The 14,120-nt window shown below is 75.6% G+C and carries 16 protein-coding genes; 12 read left to right on the top strand and 4 right to left on the bottom strand.

Annotation, left to right across the window (positions count from 1 at the left end; all coding sequences use genetic code 11):
• Positions 1-92 precede the first annotated feature (92 nt).
• The 3 genes from ACIO5D_RS34615 (at position 93) to ACIO5D_RS34605 (ending at position 2,481) form a co-directional block, all read left to right on the top strand.
• Positions 93-1,208 (top strand): glycosyltransferase family 4 protein, encoded by a 1,116-nt coding sequence (locus ACIO5D_RS34615; RefSeq protein ID WP_400760467.1) that lies wholly within the window; start codon positions 93-95, stop codon positions 1,206-1,208.
• A gap of 107 nt (positions 1,209-1,315) precedes the next feature.
• Entirely contained in the window at positions 1,316-1,978 is a 663-nt protein-coding gene (locus ACIO5D_RS34610; RefSeq protein ID WP_400800073.1) for a thiol:disulfide interchange protein DsbA/DsbL, read from the top strand.
• A 203-nt stretch (positions 1,979-2,181) separates the two neighbouring features.
• The gene (locus ACIO5D_RS34605; RefSeq protein WP_400800070.1) at positions 2,182-2,481 is read left to right on the top strand and encodes a glycosyltransferase; all 300 of its coding nucleotides are present in this window, start codon (positions 2,182-2,184) and stop codon (positions 2,479-2,481) included.
• A gap of 53 nt (positions 2,482-2,534) precedes the next feature.
• On the opposite strand, the gene ACIO5D_RS34600 is transcribed toward ACIO5D_RS34605, so the two are convergent.
• Positions 2,535-3,704: a glycosyltransferase gene (locus ACIO5D_RS34600; protein ID WP_400800067.1), complete on the bottom strand. Its 1,170-nt coding sequence runs from the start codon at positions 3,702-3,704 to the stop codon at positions 2,535-2,537.
• 57 nt (positions 3,705-3,761) lie between these two features.
• On the opposite strand from ACIO5D_RS34600, the gene ACIO5D_RS34595 reads away from it, so the two are divergent.
• Positions 3,762-4,544 carry a glutamate racemase gene (locus tag ACIO5D_RS34595; RefSeq protein WP_400800064.1) on the top strand — a complete coding sequence of 261 codons (783 nt, stop codon included), beginning with the start codon at positions 3,762-3,764 and terminating at the stop codon, positions 4,542-4,544.
• 79 nt (positions 4,545-4,623) lie between these two features.
• Here ACIO5D_RS34595 and ACIO5D_RS34590 read toward each other — a convergent pair whose 3' ends face one another.
• Complete coding sequence (locus tag ACIO5D_RS34590) at positions 4,624-5,751, bottom strand: polysaccharide deacetylase family protein (protein WP_400800061.1); 1,128 nt, start codon at positions 5,749-5,751, stop codon at positions 4,624-4,626.
• A 340-nt stretch (positions 5,752-6,091) separates the two neighbouring features.
• Between ACIO5D_RS34590 and ACIO5D_RS34585 the strand changes: the two genes are divergently transcribed.
• From ACIO5D_RS34585 to ACIO5D_RS34565, 5 genes are all read left to right on the top strand, one after another.
• Complete coding sequence (locus ACIO5D_RS34585; RefSeq protein ID WP_400658863.1) at positions 6,092-6,364, top strand: hypothetical protein; 273 nt, start codon at positions 6,092-6,094, stop codon at positions 6,362-6,364.
• 280 nt (positions 6,365-6,644) lie between these two features.
• Positions 6,645-6,992: a polysaccharide deacetylase family protein gene (locus ACIO5D_RS34580; RefSeq protein WP_400800059.1), complete on the top strand. Its 348-nt coding sequence runs from the start codon at positions 6,645-6,647 to the stop codon at positions 6,990-6,992.
• Positions 6,959-7,336 carry a hypothetical protein gene (locus ACIO5D_RS34575; RefSeq protein WP_400800056.1) on the top strand — a complete coding sequence of 126 codons (378 nt, stop codon included), beginning with the start codon at positions 6,959-6,961 and terminating at the stop codon, positions 7,334-7,336. The genes ACIO5D_RS34580 and ACIO5D_RS34575 overlap by 34 nt, the downstream gene beginning before the upstream one ends.
• 91 nt (positions 7,337-7,427) lie before the next feature.
• Positions 7,428-7,916, top strand: coding sequence for an NUDIX domain-containing protein (locus ACIO5D_RS34570; RefSeq protein WP_363610593.1), 489 nt, complete (start codon positions 7,428-7,430; stop codon positions 7,914-7,916).
• A complete protein-coding gene (locus tag ACIO5D_RS34565) occupies positions 7,913-9,010 on the top strand; it encodes a lipase (RefSeq protein ID WP_400658861.1) in 1,098 nt (365 codons plus the stop codon). Before ACIO5D_RS34570 ends, ACIO5D_RS34565 begins: the two co-directional genes overlap by 4 nt.
• 20 nt (positions 9,011-9,030) lie before the next feature.
• Here ACIO5D_RS34565 and ACIO5D_RS34560 read toward each other — a convergent pair whose 3' ends face one another.
• Entirely contained in the window at positions 9,031-9,960 is a 930-nt protein-coding gene (locus ACIO5D_RS34560) for an NAD-dependent epimerase/dehydratase family protein (protein WP_400658859.1), read from the bottom strand.
• Between the two features lie 172 nt (positions 9,961-10,132).
• Positions 10,133-10,672 carry a PTS-dependent dihydroxyacetone kinase phosphotransferase subunit DhaM gene (locus tag ACIO5D_RS34555; protein ID WP_400658857.1) on the bottom strand — a complete coding sequence of 180 codons (540 nt, stop codon included), beginning with the start codon at positions 10,670-10,672 and terminating at the stop codon, positions 10,133-10,135.
• Positions 10,673-10,986: 314 nt separating this feature from the next.
• Here ACIO5D_RS34555 and ACIO5D_RS34550 point away from each other — a divergent pair, with 314 nt between their 5' ends.
• The 3 genes from ACIO5D_RS34550 (at position 10,987) to ACIO5D_RS34540 (ending at position 14,060) form a co-directional block, all read left to right on the top strand.
• Positions 10,987-11,226, top strand: a complete 240-nt coding sequence (locus tag ACIO5D_RS34550) for a DUF397 domain-containing protein (RefSeq protein ID WP_363610667.1) — start codon at positions 10,987-10,989, stop codon at positions 11,224-11,226.
• A gap of 805 nt (positions 11,227-12,031) precedes the next feature.
• Positions 12,032-12,526, top strand: coding sequence for a hypothetical protein (locus ACIO5D_RS34545; protein WP_400760488.1), 495 nt, complete (start codon positions 12,032-12,034; stop codon positions 12,524-12,526).
• A 334-nt stretch (positions 12,527-12,860) separates the two neighbouring features.
• A complete protein-coding gene (locus ACIO5D_RS34540; protein ID WP_400800053.1) occupies positions 12,861-14,060 on the top strand; it encodes an acyl-CoA dehydrogenase family protein in 1,200 nt (399 codons plus the stop codon).
• The last annotated feature ends 60 nt before the right edge of the window (positions 14,061-14,120 follow it).

The following is a 14,120-nucleotide window of genomic DNA, read 5'->3' as shown; positions in this document are numbered from 1 at the left end:
CCCGCCAGGAGTACCGGCACCGGCGTACGGGCCACCACCGGGTTGCGCGAAGGGGCTGTAACCGCGCCGGGCGCTGTGCCAAGGTCGTTCCCATGCCCGACGCCGTGTCGGCCAAGACGGCCGGAACCCGCCCCCGCATCCTGCACGTGATCACCGACCCGCGCCGCCGAGGCGCCCAGAACCTCGCCCGGGACCTCCACCGGGAACTCCGCCGCCGGGGCCAGGCCTCCGCGCTGCGCGCCCTCGCCCCGCACCCCGACGCCCACCCCGACGCCCCCGACACCCGCGCCACCACCGTGCTCGGCCCCGGTCGGCTGCACCCCGCCACCCTGCTCGCCCTGCGCTCCGCCGCCCGGACCGCCGACCTCGTGCTCGCCCACGGCTCCGCCACCCTCCCCGCCTGCGCCCTCGCCCTGGCCGGCACCCGCACCCCGTTCGTCTACGTCTCCATCGGCGACCCCCGGCACTGGACCGCCCGCCCGCTGCGCCGGCTGCGCACCGGCCTCCTGCTGCGCCGCGCGGCCGCCGTCACCGCGCTCGCCGACGAGGCCCGCGCCGTTCTGCTCGACCGGTTCCGGCTGCCCGCCGCCACGGTCCGCACCATCCCCAACGCCCGTGCCGCCGACCGCTATCCGCCCGCCGACGGCGACGCCGACCGCCGCGCCGCCCGGCAGGCCCTCGGCCTGCCCACCGACGGCCTGCTGGTCGCCTGGGTCGGCGCGATCGCCCCCGAGAAGCGCCTGGACCTCGCCCTCGACGCCCTCGACCGGCTGCCCGACGTCCGCCTCGCGGTGGCCGGCGACGGCCCGGGCCGCGCCGCCCTGGAACGCCACCCGGCCGCCGCCCGCACCCACTTCCTCGGCACCCTCGCCGACCCGGCCCCGCTCTACCGGGCCGCCGACGCCCTGCTGCTGACCAGCGACAGCGAGGGCGCGCCCGGCGTCCTGATCGAGGCCGCGCTGGCCGGGCTGCCCGCCGTCGCCACCGATGTCGGCTGGGTCCGCTCGGTGGTCCGCGACGGCGCCACCGGCGCGCTGGTCGCCCCCGGCGACCCGGTCGCCCTCGCCGAGGCGCTGGCCAAGGTGCTGGCCGGCGACCGCGCCACGCTCGGCGCCGCCGCCCGCGCGCGGGCCCTGGAGCACTTCGAACTCGGCGTGGTGGCCGACGCCTGGCAGCGGCTCTTCACCGACGTGTGGGGAAGAGGCTGACCGCCCGCCGAACAGGCCGGGCCGGGCTGCGCCGAACGGGCGAATCCCGGCCCGGCCGCCCCCGGGAGACTGGCCGGTAACGATCCGTCATCGACACACTGCCCGGTGTGAAATCGCTGCTGAGGTCCACCGTCCTGCTCGCCGTCGCCGCCGGGATCGCCGCGTCCCCCCTCCAGGCCGGCGCGATCACCCCTCAACCGCCCCACGAGGGCGCCCAGTACGTCCGCCTCGACCAGCCGCAGCCGGTGCGCGAGAGCACCCGCACCGAGGCGGTCGAGTTCTTCTGGTACGACTGCAGCCACTCCCAGCTCCTGGAACAGCCGCTCCAGGACTGGGCCGGGAGGCACCGGGCCGACGCCACCCTCCGCCGGGTGCCCGCCGTCTGGCCCGGCGACCCCCACGAGGGTGCCCAGCGCGGCCATGCGCGCCTCTACTACACGCTGGAGCGCCTCGGCCTGGTCGAGCGCCTGCAGACCACCGTCTTCCGCGCCGTCCGCGTCGACCGGGCGGACCTCACCACCGAGGCCGGCGCCGCCGACTGGGCGCTGCGCCAGGGCGTCGACCCGCGGCGGTTCCGCGAGGCGTACCGCTCCGCCGAGGTCCAGCGGGCCACCGACGAGGCCGCCGGGCTGTTCGTCCGGTACGGCGTCGAGGAACTGCCCACCGTGGTCGTCCAGGGCGAGTACCGCACCTCGCCGACCAGGGCCGGCGGTGTCGAGGCCATGCCCGGCGTCCTCGACCACCTGGTCGAGCTGGAACGGCAGGGGTAGGAGGCCCGGCCCGGTCGCTGACCCGCCGCCGGCCCCGTCCGCCGACGCCCGGCGGCCCCTCGCCGGCCCGGAACGTGCGCCGGGGCCCGGCCGGACGACCCGGCCGGGCCCCGGACCTGATCACCTTCACCGATCCGACCCCCGACGACCACACCCTGCGCCAGGGTGGGCGCCGGGCCACACCGCCGCGGTACGGAACTGCCGTGGCGGCGGGCCCACTTCTCGATACCGGCGGTACCGGAGAGGGCAGGGCTCCGTGGGGGCAACGCGCGCAGCTCGTCGACGATCCCGCCCGCCGGGCGCGGCTCGGTGCCTGGGGGCGGGAGTGGGTGGCCGGCCGGTTCTCGCTGGACAGCGCCACCACCGCGTTCGAGGAGCTGTACGCCCGGGTGCCGGCCCGCCCCGCCGGGGCGGCGCGGATGACCAGCTGGCTGCGGGACCTGGAGCAGATGACCAGGTACGAGTTCACCGAACCGGCCGCGCTGCGGATGCTCGGGCGCTGACCGCACGGAAGGCGCTGGGAAGGCGCCGGGACGGTGCCGACGGCGCCGGCCGCTCAGTAGGTCCGGCCCTTCCAGGACGCCCCGCGACCCCGCCAGTGCCGCACCGCCGAGTCCACCGTCATCAGCAGGTACAGCGCCGCCGTGAACGGCAGCAGCAGCGCGGCCGGCGCGGGCCGGCGGTAGTAGCGGAGCATCGGCAGATACGTCCCCGCCATCAGCGCCCAGGCCGCGCCGCCCGCCCCGGCCACCGCCCACCGGGTGGTGGCCAGCCCGGCCAGCGTCGCCACCGGCGGCACCAGGTAGACCAGCGTCAGCCCCAGCACCGTCCCGAGCAGCAGCACCGACGAGTGCCGGAGCTGGGCGTACGCGCTGCGCGAGACCATCCGCCACAGCTGGGCGAGGCGCGGGTACGGCCGGACGCTGTCCACCTCCTCGGCCAGGCCCAGCCAGATCCGTCCGCCGGACGCCTTCACCGCGCGGGCCAGCGACACGTCGTCGATCACCGCGCCCCGGATCGCCGCCACCCCGCCCGCCCGCTCCAGGGCGTCCCGCCGCACCAGGGAGCAGCCGCCCGCCGCGGCGGCCGTCCGGCTGCCGGGCCGGTTGCTCCGGCGGAACGGGTACAGCTGGGCGAAGAAGTACACGAAGGCCGGGACGATCAGCCGCTCCCAGCCGGTCTCCACCCGCAGCCGGGCCATCTGCGAGACCAGGTCCAGCCCGTTGCTCTCGGCTCCGGCCACCAGGTCGGCCAGCGAGTCCGGGCCGTGCGCGATGTCGGCGTCGGTCAGCAGCAGGTACTCGGCGTCCGGCCCGGCCAGCTCCACGCCGTGCCGCAGCGCCCACAGCTTGCCCGTCCAGCCGGGCGGCAGCGGGGGAGGGGTGGTGACGGTCAGCTCCAGGCCGGCCGTGCTGGTGAGGCCCGGGGCGGCGGGGTCAGGGGTGGCGAGGTTCGACGCGACCGCGCCCGTGCCGTCGGAGCTGTGGTCGTCCACCAGGATCACCCGGGCCCGGCCCGGGTACTTCTGCGCGAGCAGGCTCGGCAGGCTGAGCGGCAGCACCTCCGCCTCGTCCCGGGCCGGCACCACCACCGCGACCGCGGGCCAGCGCGCGGGCGGCCGACGGGGCGGGAGACGCACGTCGGTACGCCAGAACAACCCGTGGCAGCACGCCAGCCAGAGCCAGACCAGCAGGGAGAGCACGGCGATCCACAGCAGGACGGTCACCCCGGCAGTCTGCCGCACCCGGGGCCCGGCGGGGCGGATCGACTAAAGTCTTGACCCGTGAAGATCGCACTGATGGACTCCGGAATCGGCCTGCTGGCCGCCGCCGCCGCCCTTCGGAAGCTGCGCCCGGACGCCGATCTGGTGCTCTCCTCCGACCCGGCCTCGATGCCCTGGGGCCCGCGCACGACCGAGGAGGTGACGGCGCTCGCCGTCGGTTGCGCGCGGGCGGCGGCCGCCCTCGAACCGGACGCGCTGGTGATCGCCTGCAACACCGCCTCCGTCCACGCGCTCGCCGCGCTCCGGGCCGAACTGGAGCCCGGACTGCCCGTCATCGGCACGGTGCCCGCCATCAAGCCGGCCGCCGCCCTCGGCGGGCCGGTCGCGATCTGGGCCACCCCCGCGACCACCGGCAGCGCGTACCAGCGCGGGCTGATCCGTGACTTCGGCGGGGCGGCCACCGTCACCGAGGTCGCCTGCCCGGGCCTGGCCGACGCCGTCGAACACGGCGACGACGACGCCATCGAGGCGGCCGTCACCGACGCGGCCGCCCGCACCCCGGCCGGTACGGCGGCGATCGTCCTGGGCTGCACCCACTACGAACTCGTGGCCGACCGCATCCGGGCCGCCGTGGCGCCCACCGCGGCCGCCCAGCTCACCCTGCACGGTTCCGCCGGCGCGGTCGCCGCCCAGGCCCTGCGCCGCATCGGGGACCCGGCCCGCCGGGGCACCGGCACCCTCACCGTCCTCCACGCAGGCCGCCCCGCCGCCCTTCCCACCGCTGCCACCCGCTACCCCCAGGGCCGTACCCTCGCCGCCCCGGCCCCGCTCCCGGCCGTCTGACGGGGGCCCCGGCCCGGCTTCCGGCGCGGGGCATGCCCGAGAGGTGCGGGCGGAGGCCCCCGGCCCGGACGAGGTCCTGCTACGCGACGGCCTGGCCGCGCCAGCGGCGGTAGGCGGGCTCCAGCCCGGACAGGATGGTGTCGAAGCGGCGGGTGCTGGTGGTGGAGTCGACCTGGAGGCGGCTGATCTGGAGCGGGTGGTCGGGGAGCCGGGGGCCCAGGCGGTGGTCGGAGAGGAACCCGAGGTGGTAGCCGAGCTCCTGCAGGACGGTTTCGGCACGCGGGTCGTGGCCGCCGTCGGGGTAGGCGAAGGCGATCGGGGGCTCGCCGAGCCAGCGGGTGAGGGCTTCGTGCGCGCCGGTGATCTCGGTCCGGACGGTGGCGTCGTCGCAGCGCCCGAGGCAGGGGTGCCCCTGGGTGTGGTTGCCGATCGCGACCCCGCCCTCGCGCAGGGCGAGCAGGTCGGTGGGGGTGAGCTGGTCCTGGCGGGGAGGCCTGCGGTCCGCGCTGACCCGCAGTTCCTGGAGGCTGCGCCGCCGGTCGGGGTCGGGCATGGCCTTGAGCCGGCGCAGCAGCTGCGAGGGGTGTCCGCAGTCGAGTGAACGGGCGCGCCCGCCGTGCCGGGCGAGGAAGTCGGCCTCGTGCCACCAGAACGGTCGTTCCGTCCCGATCAGCTCGGAGATCACGAAGGCGGCGGCCGGGATGCCCCGGTCGTTCAGCGCGGGCAGGGCGTGGGTGAGAACGCTGCGGTCGGCGTCGTCGAAGGTGACCAGCACGCTCCGGGCCGGCAGCGGACGGCGGTCCGCGACGGCCTGCCGGACGGCGTCCAGTGAGACGGGCGTGGCAAGTCTTCGCAGCCGGTCCAGCTGGGCGCCGAAGGACCGCGGGTCCGTCACGCCGTGATAGGCGAGCACGGCGAGCCGCTGGGCGGCGCGGGCCCGGAACAGGGGCTGGACGGGGGCGAAGCGCAGCCACTCACCTCGCCCGTCCGAGTGACAGCCCGCGGACTGCGCGGCGTGCCGCCCACCGCGCGCCCCGGCACCGCGCTGCTCGCGGGCCGCCGCGCCCGTCGCTGAGCGGGCCGGCGAGCGTGTGGACGCGCCGGACACCGGCTGGACCGCCGCCCGTGGCAGCGGGCGAACACGCACGCCGGGCGCGGACCTGGCCGGGGCCGTCGAGGTCGACGTCGTGGACTGGGACTGCGGCACGGTTCCCCCTCGGTCGCCGATGCGGCGTGGCGGTACCGCCGGAGGACGGAGCCCGGCCTCCGACACCAAGGGCACGGCGGCTCCGCCCCCTGGGTATTCCGGTCCACGGCGGGGACTCCCAACCCGCACCGCGGACGGCTCCTGGATCGCTCAATGTAGTGGAGACCGATACGCCGCGTAGATGGTTGTACCGGACAGTCGAGGATTTTTCGCGCGCCGGAGGCGGGGCGGCCCCGGCCGCGCGCCGGAGTGCGCCCGACGCCGGGGCGGTTGCGGAGGGTGTCCGGGGAATCACTTCCCGCGGGCTGCCCCGGGCGCCCTCCCGGGGTACCTTGGGCTCATGGCAGATGCGGAACGTGATCACTCCCACCCGCACGGCGCGACCAGGATGGCCCGCCTGTGGAGTGGTGGCGCGCTGGTCACCCACCAGATCCCGCTGGCGATGGTCGGCCTGGCCTGTCTGGCGGTGGGCATCGTGGTCGCGGTGGCGGTTCCGGACAGTGACGGACCGGCCTGGGCGATGGCGGTGGCCGGATGTCTCGGGGCCGGCGTGCTGCTGCTCGGCCGGATCGCGTTCGCCGTGCTGCGGTACCGCCGGGGCGCCACGCTCTGACGCGGGACGGGCACCCGTCTCAACCGGTCGGATCGGCCGGTTTACAGCCCATCCGCCAACTCCTTCTCGCCTCTTTCACGATTCCGGTCCACCAGCCTCACGGTCCCCCCTGCTGTGATTTCCGTCCGGTGCGTCAACTGCGCCGGATGCGGGGCCACTTGACGGCGCCGGGGAGGGCGCCGCAGAGGGGGGCGATGAGCGGCACCGCCGCGCCCGGACCGACCGGAGCCGACGGAGGCATCCGCGCCCAGGTCAAGCGCCGGCTGGCGCGCCCGGCCGGGTGGTCTCCCCGGACGAGGCCGTCGACCGGATCGAGGCCGGCCGCCGGACCCCCGGCACCGTGCTCACCTTCGACGACGGCTTCGCGGACGTCTACGAGAACGCCTGGCCGCTGCTGCGCGAACGCGCCCTCCCGTTCACCGTCTACCTCGCCAGCGGCCACGTCGGCGGCGAGACGCGCTGGGAGGGCTCCACCGCCAAGGGCGCCGGCGCGCCCGCGCTCAGCTGGGAGCAGCTGCGCGAGATGACCGGCTCCGGCCTCTGCACCGTCGCCAACCACACCCGCACGCCGCGCTGCTGGACGGCCTCGGCGCGGTGCCCGCGACCCTGGTCCACCCGCGGGCGCTGATCGCGCCCGGGACCGAACTCGGCCCCGGCTGCCTGGTGATGGGCGGGGCGCACGTGTCCAGCAGCGTGCGCCTGGGCGCGCACAGCCAGGTCCACTACAACGCGACCGTCGGGCACGACAGCGTGCTCGGTGAGCGGGTGACGGTCTGTCCGGGCGGCAACGTCTCCGGTGCGGTGCTGCTGGACGACGGCGCGACCGTCGGCGGCAACGCCGTGGTGCTCCAGGGCCGCAAGGTCGGCGCGGGCGCCTTCGTCGGCGCCGCCGCCGTGGTCACCAGGGACGTCCCGCCCGGCGAGGTGGTGGTCGGCTCGCCGGCCGGACCCCTGCGCACGCCCTCCCGGTAGGGCGCGCGCCGGGCGCGTGTCGCGGTGGCGAGGACAGCGGGGCCGGGCAGAGCCGCAGGTCCGACGTGGACCGGTGGATAGGCTGCGGGGCATGGCCATTCCTCCGTTCCTCGCCGAACTCCGCTCCGTGGTCGGTACCCGCCCGCTCTGGCTCAGCGCCGTCGTGACCGTCGTCCTGGACGACGACGGCCGGGTGCTGCTCGCCCGGCGCGCCGACGACGGCCGCTGGGCGCTGCCCGGCGGCATCCTCGACCCCGGTGAGCAGCCCGCCGACGGCGCGGTGCGCGAGTGCCTGGAGGAGACCGGCGTCGCCGCCGTCCCCGAACTGCTCGCCTCGGTCGGCGTGACACCGGAAGTGACCTACCCCAACGGCGATGTGACGCGGTACGTGCTCCTCACCTTCCGCTGCCGGGCGGTCGGCGGCGAGGCCCGGGTCAACGACGACGAGTCGCTCGCGGTCGGCTGGTACACCCTGGACGCGCTGCCGCCGATGATCGACGAGGAGCACCAGCGGCTGCGCCAGGCCCTGGAGTGCCAGGGCGCGGCGTTCTTCGAATGGGAAGGCAGGGAGCGGCCGTGACCGGCCGGCTGGCCGAAGTCCCGCTGCGGGACGGCCCGGTGCGGGTCCGGGGCGCCCTGCATCTGGAGCGCGCCGAGCACGGTCTGCGGCCCTGGCGGCTGCCGGCCTGGACGGCCGGGCAGTTCCCGGACGGCGAGCTGCGCCGGGTGGCCGCCATGCCGTCCGGTGTGCGGCTGGCCTTCCGGACGGCGGCCGCGGTGCTCGAACTCGCCCTGTACGCCGAGCCGGAGTCGCCGTACCCCGGGGCGGTCGAGCTGTGGCTGGACGGCGTCCGGACCGACCGGGCTCCGCTGCCGCCCGCGGGCGGGCCCGTCGTCCTCCGGTTCGCCACCGGGGCGGGCGGTGAGCGGGAGGCCGAACTGTGGCTTCCCCAGTGGACCGCCGTCGAACTGACCGCCCTGCGCGCGGACGCCCCGGTCCTCCCGCCCCGGCCGACCGGGCGCCGCCGCTGGCTGCACCACGGCAGTTCGGTCAGCCAGGCACCGGAGGCCGCCTCGGCCGCCGACACCTGGCCGTGGATCGCCGCCGGGCGGGCCGGCGTCGACCTGCTCAATCTCTCGCTCGCGGGCAACGCCCAACTGGACCCGTTCACCGCCCGGACCATCCGTGACCAGCCGGCCGATCTGATCAGCCTCAAGATCGGCATCAACGTCCTGACCAAGGCCTCGTTCCGGCTGCGCACCTTCGGTCCGGCCGTGCACGGCTTCCTCGACACCGTCCGCGAGGGCCATCCGGACACCCCGCTGCTGGTGGTCTCCCCGGTGTTCAGCCCGCCGTTGGAACGGACGCCAGGCCCGGCGGCGTTCGAGGCGACGGAGACCGGCGGCCGGTTCGCGGCGCTCGGGGACCGGGCGGACGTCCCGGCCGGGGCGCTCACCCTGGAGGTGGTCCGCGCCGAACTGGCCCGGATCACCGCCGCCCGGGCCGCCACCGACCCGGCGCTGCACTACCTCGACGGGCTCGCGCTGCTCGGCCCGGCGGACGCCGACGGGCTCGTCGACCTGCTGCACCCGGGCCCGGCCGGGCACACCCTGATCGGCGAGCGCTTCGCCCGGCTGGCCTTCTGCCCGAGCGGCCCCTTCGCCGTGCCCTGAAAGACCCGGCAGCCCTGCCCTCAGAGCGTGCGGAACCACTCCGCGGTCCGCTCCAGGCCCTCGCGCAGCGGCACCGGTCGGACGTCCGGAAACAGCTCGCGCAGCCGGGAGTTGTCGGCCTGCGAGTCCCGGACGTCGCCGGGCCGGGGATCGGTGTGGTCCACCTCGACCGGGTGGCCGAGCACCGACTCCAGCTCGCCGACCAGCTCCAGCAGCGAGGTACGGGCGCCGAAGGCCAGGTTCACCGGGTCGGCGTGCACCACCCGGCGCAGCACCGCCTCGGTGATCACCCGGGTGACGGTGCCGACATAGGTGAAGTCCCGGCTCTGGCCGCCGTCCCCGTGGACGGTCAGCGGCCGGCCGGCCAGTGCCGCGTCCAGGAAGGCCGGCACCACGGCGGCGTACGCGTGTCCGGCGGGCTGGAGCGGGCCGTACACGTTGAAGAACCGCAGCGGCAGCACGCCGAGCCCGTAACAGTGGTGATAGGCCGCCAGATACGCCTCGGTGGCCAGCTTGCTGACCGCGTACGGGCTCATCGGCGCGGTGCGCATGCTCTCCCGTTTGGGCAGCTCGCGGTTGGCGCCGTACACCGAGGACGAGGAGGCGGCCGCCACGTACAGCCCGCCCGCCCGGCGGGCCGCCTCCAGCACCTCCAGGGTGCCGGTGGCGTTGGCGTGGTGGCTGGCCAGTGGGTCCGCCACCGAGCGGGGGACGGAGGGCAGCGCGGCGAGGTGCACCACCGCGTCGGCACCCGCGAACGCCTCGTCCAGCAGGGCGGGTTCCAGGATGCTGCCCTCGTAGAGCGTGGCGTCGAGGCCCGCCAGAGTGGCCTTGCTGCCGGTGGAAAGGTCGTCCACGACCCGGACCTGGACCACCTCCGGGCGGGTCAGCAGGGCCCGGACCAGATTGGCCCCGATGAATCCGGCTCCGCCGGTGACGACCACGCGCATGGCTGAGGTCCCCCCCCCCGACAACCGCCCGGCCCGCTCGGCCGGCCCTGCGCCGATGGTAGCCGGGCGGTCACCCCCCGTGGGGTGGAACGCTCCACCCCGGCCCCGGAGCGGCCCCAGGACGGCCCCAGGACAGTGCGGGACGCCCGGCGGGGCCGGGCGGACGCCGGGTTCAGCCCTTGTGCTGGCGGTAGGCCTCCTCCGCCGCGTCCAGGACGGCGGTCAGGTCGCCTCCGGCGGTGGCGGTCGCCACCGCGGCCACCGCGCCCTCCACGAACGGCGCGTCGGCGAAGCGGACCGGGAACGGCAGCCCGTGCTCGTCCGCGTCGGCGAGCAGGGCGCGCACGGTGGAGACCGCGCTGCCCAGGTCGGCGAGCACCACCACGCCATGGCCCTGGTCGACCCGGCGGGTGGCGGCGGCCACCAGCACAGCGCTGATGCCGGGGCCGGAGACCAGGTCGCCGCCGGTGCCGACGACCGGGGCGGGGGAGTCGGCGTCGACCAGGGCCAGTGCCAGGGCGCGGACGGCGGCGGCCAGCTCCTGGCTGTGCGAGACCAGGACGATCCCGACCCGGCCGTGCGCGGGCGGCCGACCCCGCGCCGGCCGGGGCAGCGGGGTGCGCGTGGGTGGGGTGCGGGGCGCCGGAGGGTGGGCCGAGGGTGCGTCGGAGATGGGGATGACATCGGCGCGGGTGCCGTCCCGGCGGCTCATCGGCTGCTCCTGGGGGCGTTCGGTCGGGGCTTCCCACACTCTGGCAGCTGACCGCCGCCCCGGACTCCGGGACACGCCCCGGAGCCGCCCCCGGCGGGGCTCCGGCGGCCGGGCGGGATTCCGTACACCGGGCCTCCGGCCGGGCCGGCCGGGTCCGCGGGGCGGGCCTGCGGACCCGGCCCGGGCGGGGGAGCCCGGTCAACCGTCGGGGCGGTCCCGGTCAACCCGCTGACCGGGGCGACGCGGGGTGGTTAGGCTGGCCCCGACAAGCCGTCGGGAGGAGAGCAGTAGTGGCAGCCAACATCGGGACTGACGTGGAGACGGCCGGAGCGGCGCAGGAGTTCGCGCCGAGCGGGAAGCCGAAGGTGGACTTCACCGGGGCGACCTGGCTGTGCAGCAGCCAGGGTGTCGGGGACGTCCAGATCGCTTTTGTGGACGGTTACATCGGCATGCGGGACGGCCGTCAGGAGGACGGACCGGTCCTGGTGTTCACACCCGGGGAGTGGCGGGCCTTCGTGCTCGGCGCGCGGGACGGCGAGTTCGACCTCACCTGAGCCCGGGTCCGGGACGGACAGCGGCGGGCCCCCGGTTCGGGGGCCCGTTTCCGTGCTGCCCGCTTCCGGTGCCCGGGAGGGCGTCTCCCCGGACGGGTGGTTCCTCGAACGAGTGGCTCCACGAACGGGTGTTTTTTGGCCGACCTGACTCGACTGTCCGTCAGATCGTCCCATCTGATCATCTTTTGAGCGTGCGCCGTCATAATTTCTGTTGACTGTTAGACAAACGCAGCTCAGAGTATGAGCACAGGCAGACGCCGTGCCCACCGCCCCCACGCGGCCAGACACGGCGCCTGCTGTGCGGCCCGGCAGCGCTGCCAGGCCTCCTCCCAGTCATCCCCTGCGCACCGGGGTGCGTCGGCCGGTCCCGGCCCACAAGGGGCCGGCAGTCGCCGGGAGGGTGGCGCCGCCGCCGAGAGCGACTCGGCGGCGGTACCGAATGCTCGGGACCCGCACGCCCCCACGCGGCGGCGTCCCGAGCAGATCCGCGGGAGCGACGGGCCGGGGCCCCGCGGACCTTGCTTATGTGGCATGGAACTGTTGGCTTGTGTGCTGTGCTGTGTGCGACGACGAAGCTGGGTGCTCGGCGGTTCGGCACGACGATGTGCACAGTGAGGGATACGCGTGTAGGGCCGCGTTGCGACAAGCCGTCCCCCCGGAGGGTGAAACCCAGAGCGGCTGTCGTGCTGAACCGAACGTAGCCCGGACGGTTGCTCAGAGTCAACATTGGTCTCTGAGCGTGGATCTCCGTCCGGCGCCCCACCCACCCTGCGAAGGCGGTGTGCCGGGCACGTACGATGTTCCCATGTCTTTTCTCCGCCGTCGCTCCGGACAGCCCGCCGGCCCGGACTTCGACGTGCTCGCGATGGACCCGGGCGACTGGCCCGGTGACTTCGGTGCGGCCATGATGACCGGCCCGGACGGCTCCTGCCAGGGAATTTTCCTGCGCTACGACCTGTTCGGCGGCAGAGGCCCGGCGATGTTCATCGGCAACCTCCCCGAGGGCTCGCCGGCCCGCGACACCGGGGACGGCGTGCCCTTCGAGATCCGGCAACTGCTCGCGGCGCTGGAGAACGAAGAACCGGTCGAGTTCGTCTCCGCCGAGGACTTCCCGGTGATGCTCGGGGACGACCTCCTGATCGTGAAGAAGGTCAAGGTCAGCGAGGGTCGGGTGTTCTGCTCCCAGTTCGGGCGCAGCGACGGCGTGCAGGTCACCATCGCCTCCTGGGACCGACCGATTTCGGACGACCTCTACCAGCTGCTCAAGCCGCTGCCGGCGGACATGTTCCACCAGGGCTGATCCGGCCGCCCCCGGGCCGGGCACCGGCCGGGGCCCTGGCCGCTGCTTGACGGTTTCGATCACGGCTTCGTACAGTCGCGAACATGTCGTGCCGTCTCCCGCTGCTGCTGACCCGCCGCAGCTATCTGGACCTGCGGCGCACCGCCAGCGCGGCGTGTCCGGGCCGCTGAGGGGGATTCGTCCCCGCGGCGGTGGGCGGGCGGCCGAGTGGCCGACGCCGATCCGGGGGCGGCGTTTCCGCTGGTCTCCCGGGCCGCCAACCGGTACCGCGCGCCCGTCCGGCGTGCCGCCCGCAGTTGCCGAGCCCACGCTGCCGCCCGGAGGCACCAGCACCATGACCACCATCGCTGCCGACCAGCCGTCCGTCGCCACCGCCCTCGCCGGGCTGCCCCGGGTGGTCGATCTGCTCGCCGCCCGCGCGGAGGAGCACGACCGCGACGCCACCTTCCCGTACCAGGGCATCGAGGCGGTGCACGAGGCCGGGCTGCTCACCCTCACCGTCGCCCAGCGGTACGGCGGCGCGGGCGGCACGCTCGCCGACACCGTCCGGGTGCTCGCCCAACTCGGGCGCGGGGACGCCTCGGTGGCCGTGGTCACGGCGTTCACCCTGCTCCAGCACGCCGAACAGGCCCGGGTGGCGAACTGGCCGCCGGCCGGCTACCGGAGGCTGCTCACCGAGTCCCGGCGCGGTCCGGCGCTGGTCAACACCCTGCGCGCGGAGCCCGGTTCGCAGAGCGGGGAACCGCCCGCCACGGTCGCCAGGCGGGACGGCGACGGCTGGCTGCTCAGTGGCCGGAAGACGTACTGCGCCGGCGCGGAGGCGCTGGCCTGGATGGCCGTCACCGCGCGGACCGACGAACCGGTGCCCCGGGTCGGCACCTTCCTGGTGCGCGGCGAGAGCGAGGGCATCGAGATCGACCCGACCTGGGACCAGCTCGGCCTGAGGGCCAGCGCCAGCCACGACGTGGTGCTGGACGCCGTCCGGGTGCCGGTCGAACTCGCGCTGGGGCTCACCGGGCCGAAATCGGGCGCGAGTTCGACGGTCGCTCCGGTGTCCGGCGCGGTACCGCCCGGCGAACTCACCCGCGCCTGGCACGATCTGGCTCTTTCCGCCGTCGCCGTCGGAGTGGCCCGCTCGGCGCAGGACTGGTTGGTTCGTTTCCTCAAGCAGCGCACCCCGGCCAACCTGACCGAGCCGCTCGGCAGCCTGCCCCGCTACCGCTGTGCGCTCGGCGAGATCGAGGCCCAGCTGATCGGCGCGGAGGAGCTGGTCGGCGGACTGGCCCCGCGGGTGGACCGGGCCGACCCGGAGGCGGTGGCCCGGACCGGACCGGCCCATCTGCTGGCCACCCGCGCGGCCGTATCGGCCGTCCAGCAGGCGGTTTCGCTCACCGGCAACCCCGGTCTGAGCCGGCGTCATCCGCTGGAGCGCTACCTGCGGGACGTGCTGAGCAGCCGGGTGCACTTCGCCCCGGACGAGGCCGTCCTGGACAGGGCCGGGCGAGCCGCCCTGGAGCGCGGTACCAGGGCCTGACGCCCCCTGGCCCGAAACCCCCCTTGGGGGGAGCCGGCGTCGCCTCAGCCGACGCCGGCT

The organism is Kitasatospora sp. NPDC087315 (assembly GCF_044744345.1).
Classification (GTDB): Bacteria; Actinomycetota; Actinomycetes; order Streptomycetales; family Streptomycetaceae; genus Kitasatospora.
Note: the sequence above shows the minus strand (reverse complement) of the source record. Positions and strands in the feature narration are given on the sequence as shown.

What these genes read in the sequence shown, in the direction of transcription:
- ACIO5D_RS34545 (WP_400760488.1), top strand. Translation starts at nt 12,032, where the DNA reads ATGTCTTTTCTCCGCCGTCGCTCCGGACAGCCCGCCGGCCCGGACTTC.
- ACIO5D_RS34555 (WP_400658857.1), bottom strand. Translation starts at nt 10,672, where the DNA reads ATGAGCCGCCGGGACGGCACCCGCGCCGATGTCATCCCCATCTCCGAC.
- ACIO5D_RS34560 (WP_400658859.1), bottom strand. Translation starts at nt 9,960, where the DNA reads ATGCGCGTGGTCGTCACCGGCGGAGCCGGATTCATCGGGGCCAATCTG.
- ACIO5D_RS34585 (WP_400658863.1), top strand. Translation starts at nt 6,092, where the DNA reads ATGGCAGATGCGGAACGTGATCACTCCCACCCGCACGGCGCGACCAGG.
- ACIO5D_RS34570 (WP_363610593.1), top strand. Translation starts at nt 7,428, where the DNA reads ATGGCCATTCCTCCGTTCCTCGCCGAACTCCGCTCCGTGGTCGGTACC.
- ACIO5D_RS34540 (WP_400800053.1), top strand. Translation starts at nt 12,861, where the DNA reads ATGACCACCATCGCTGCCGACCAGCCGTCCGTCGCCACCGCCCTCGCC.
- ACIO5D_RS34615 (WP_400760467.1), top strand. Translation starts at nt 93, where the DNA reads ATGCCCGACGCCGTGTCGGCCAAGACGGCCGGAACCCGCCCCCGCATC.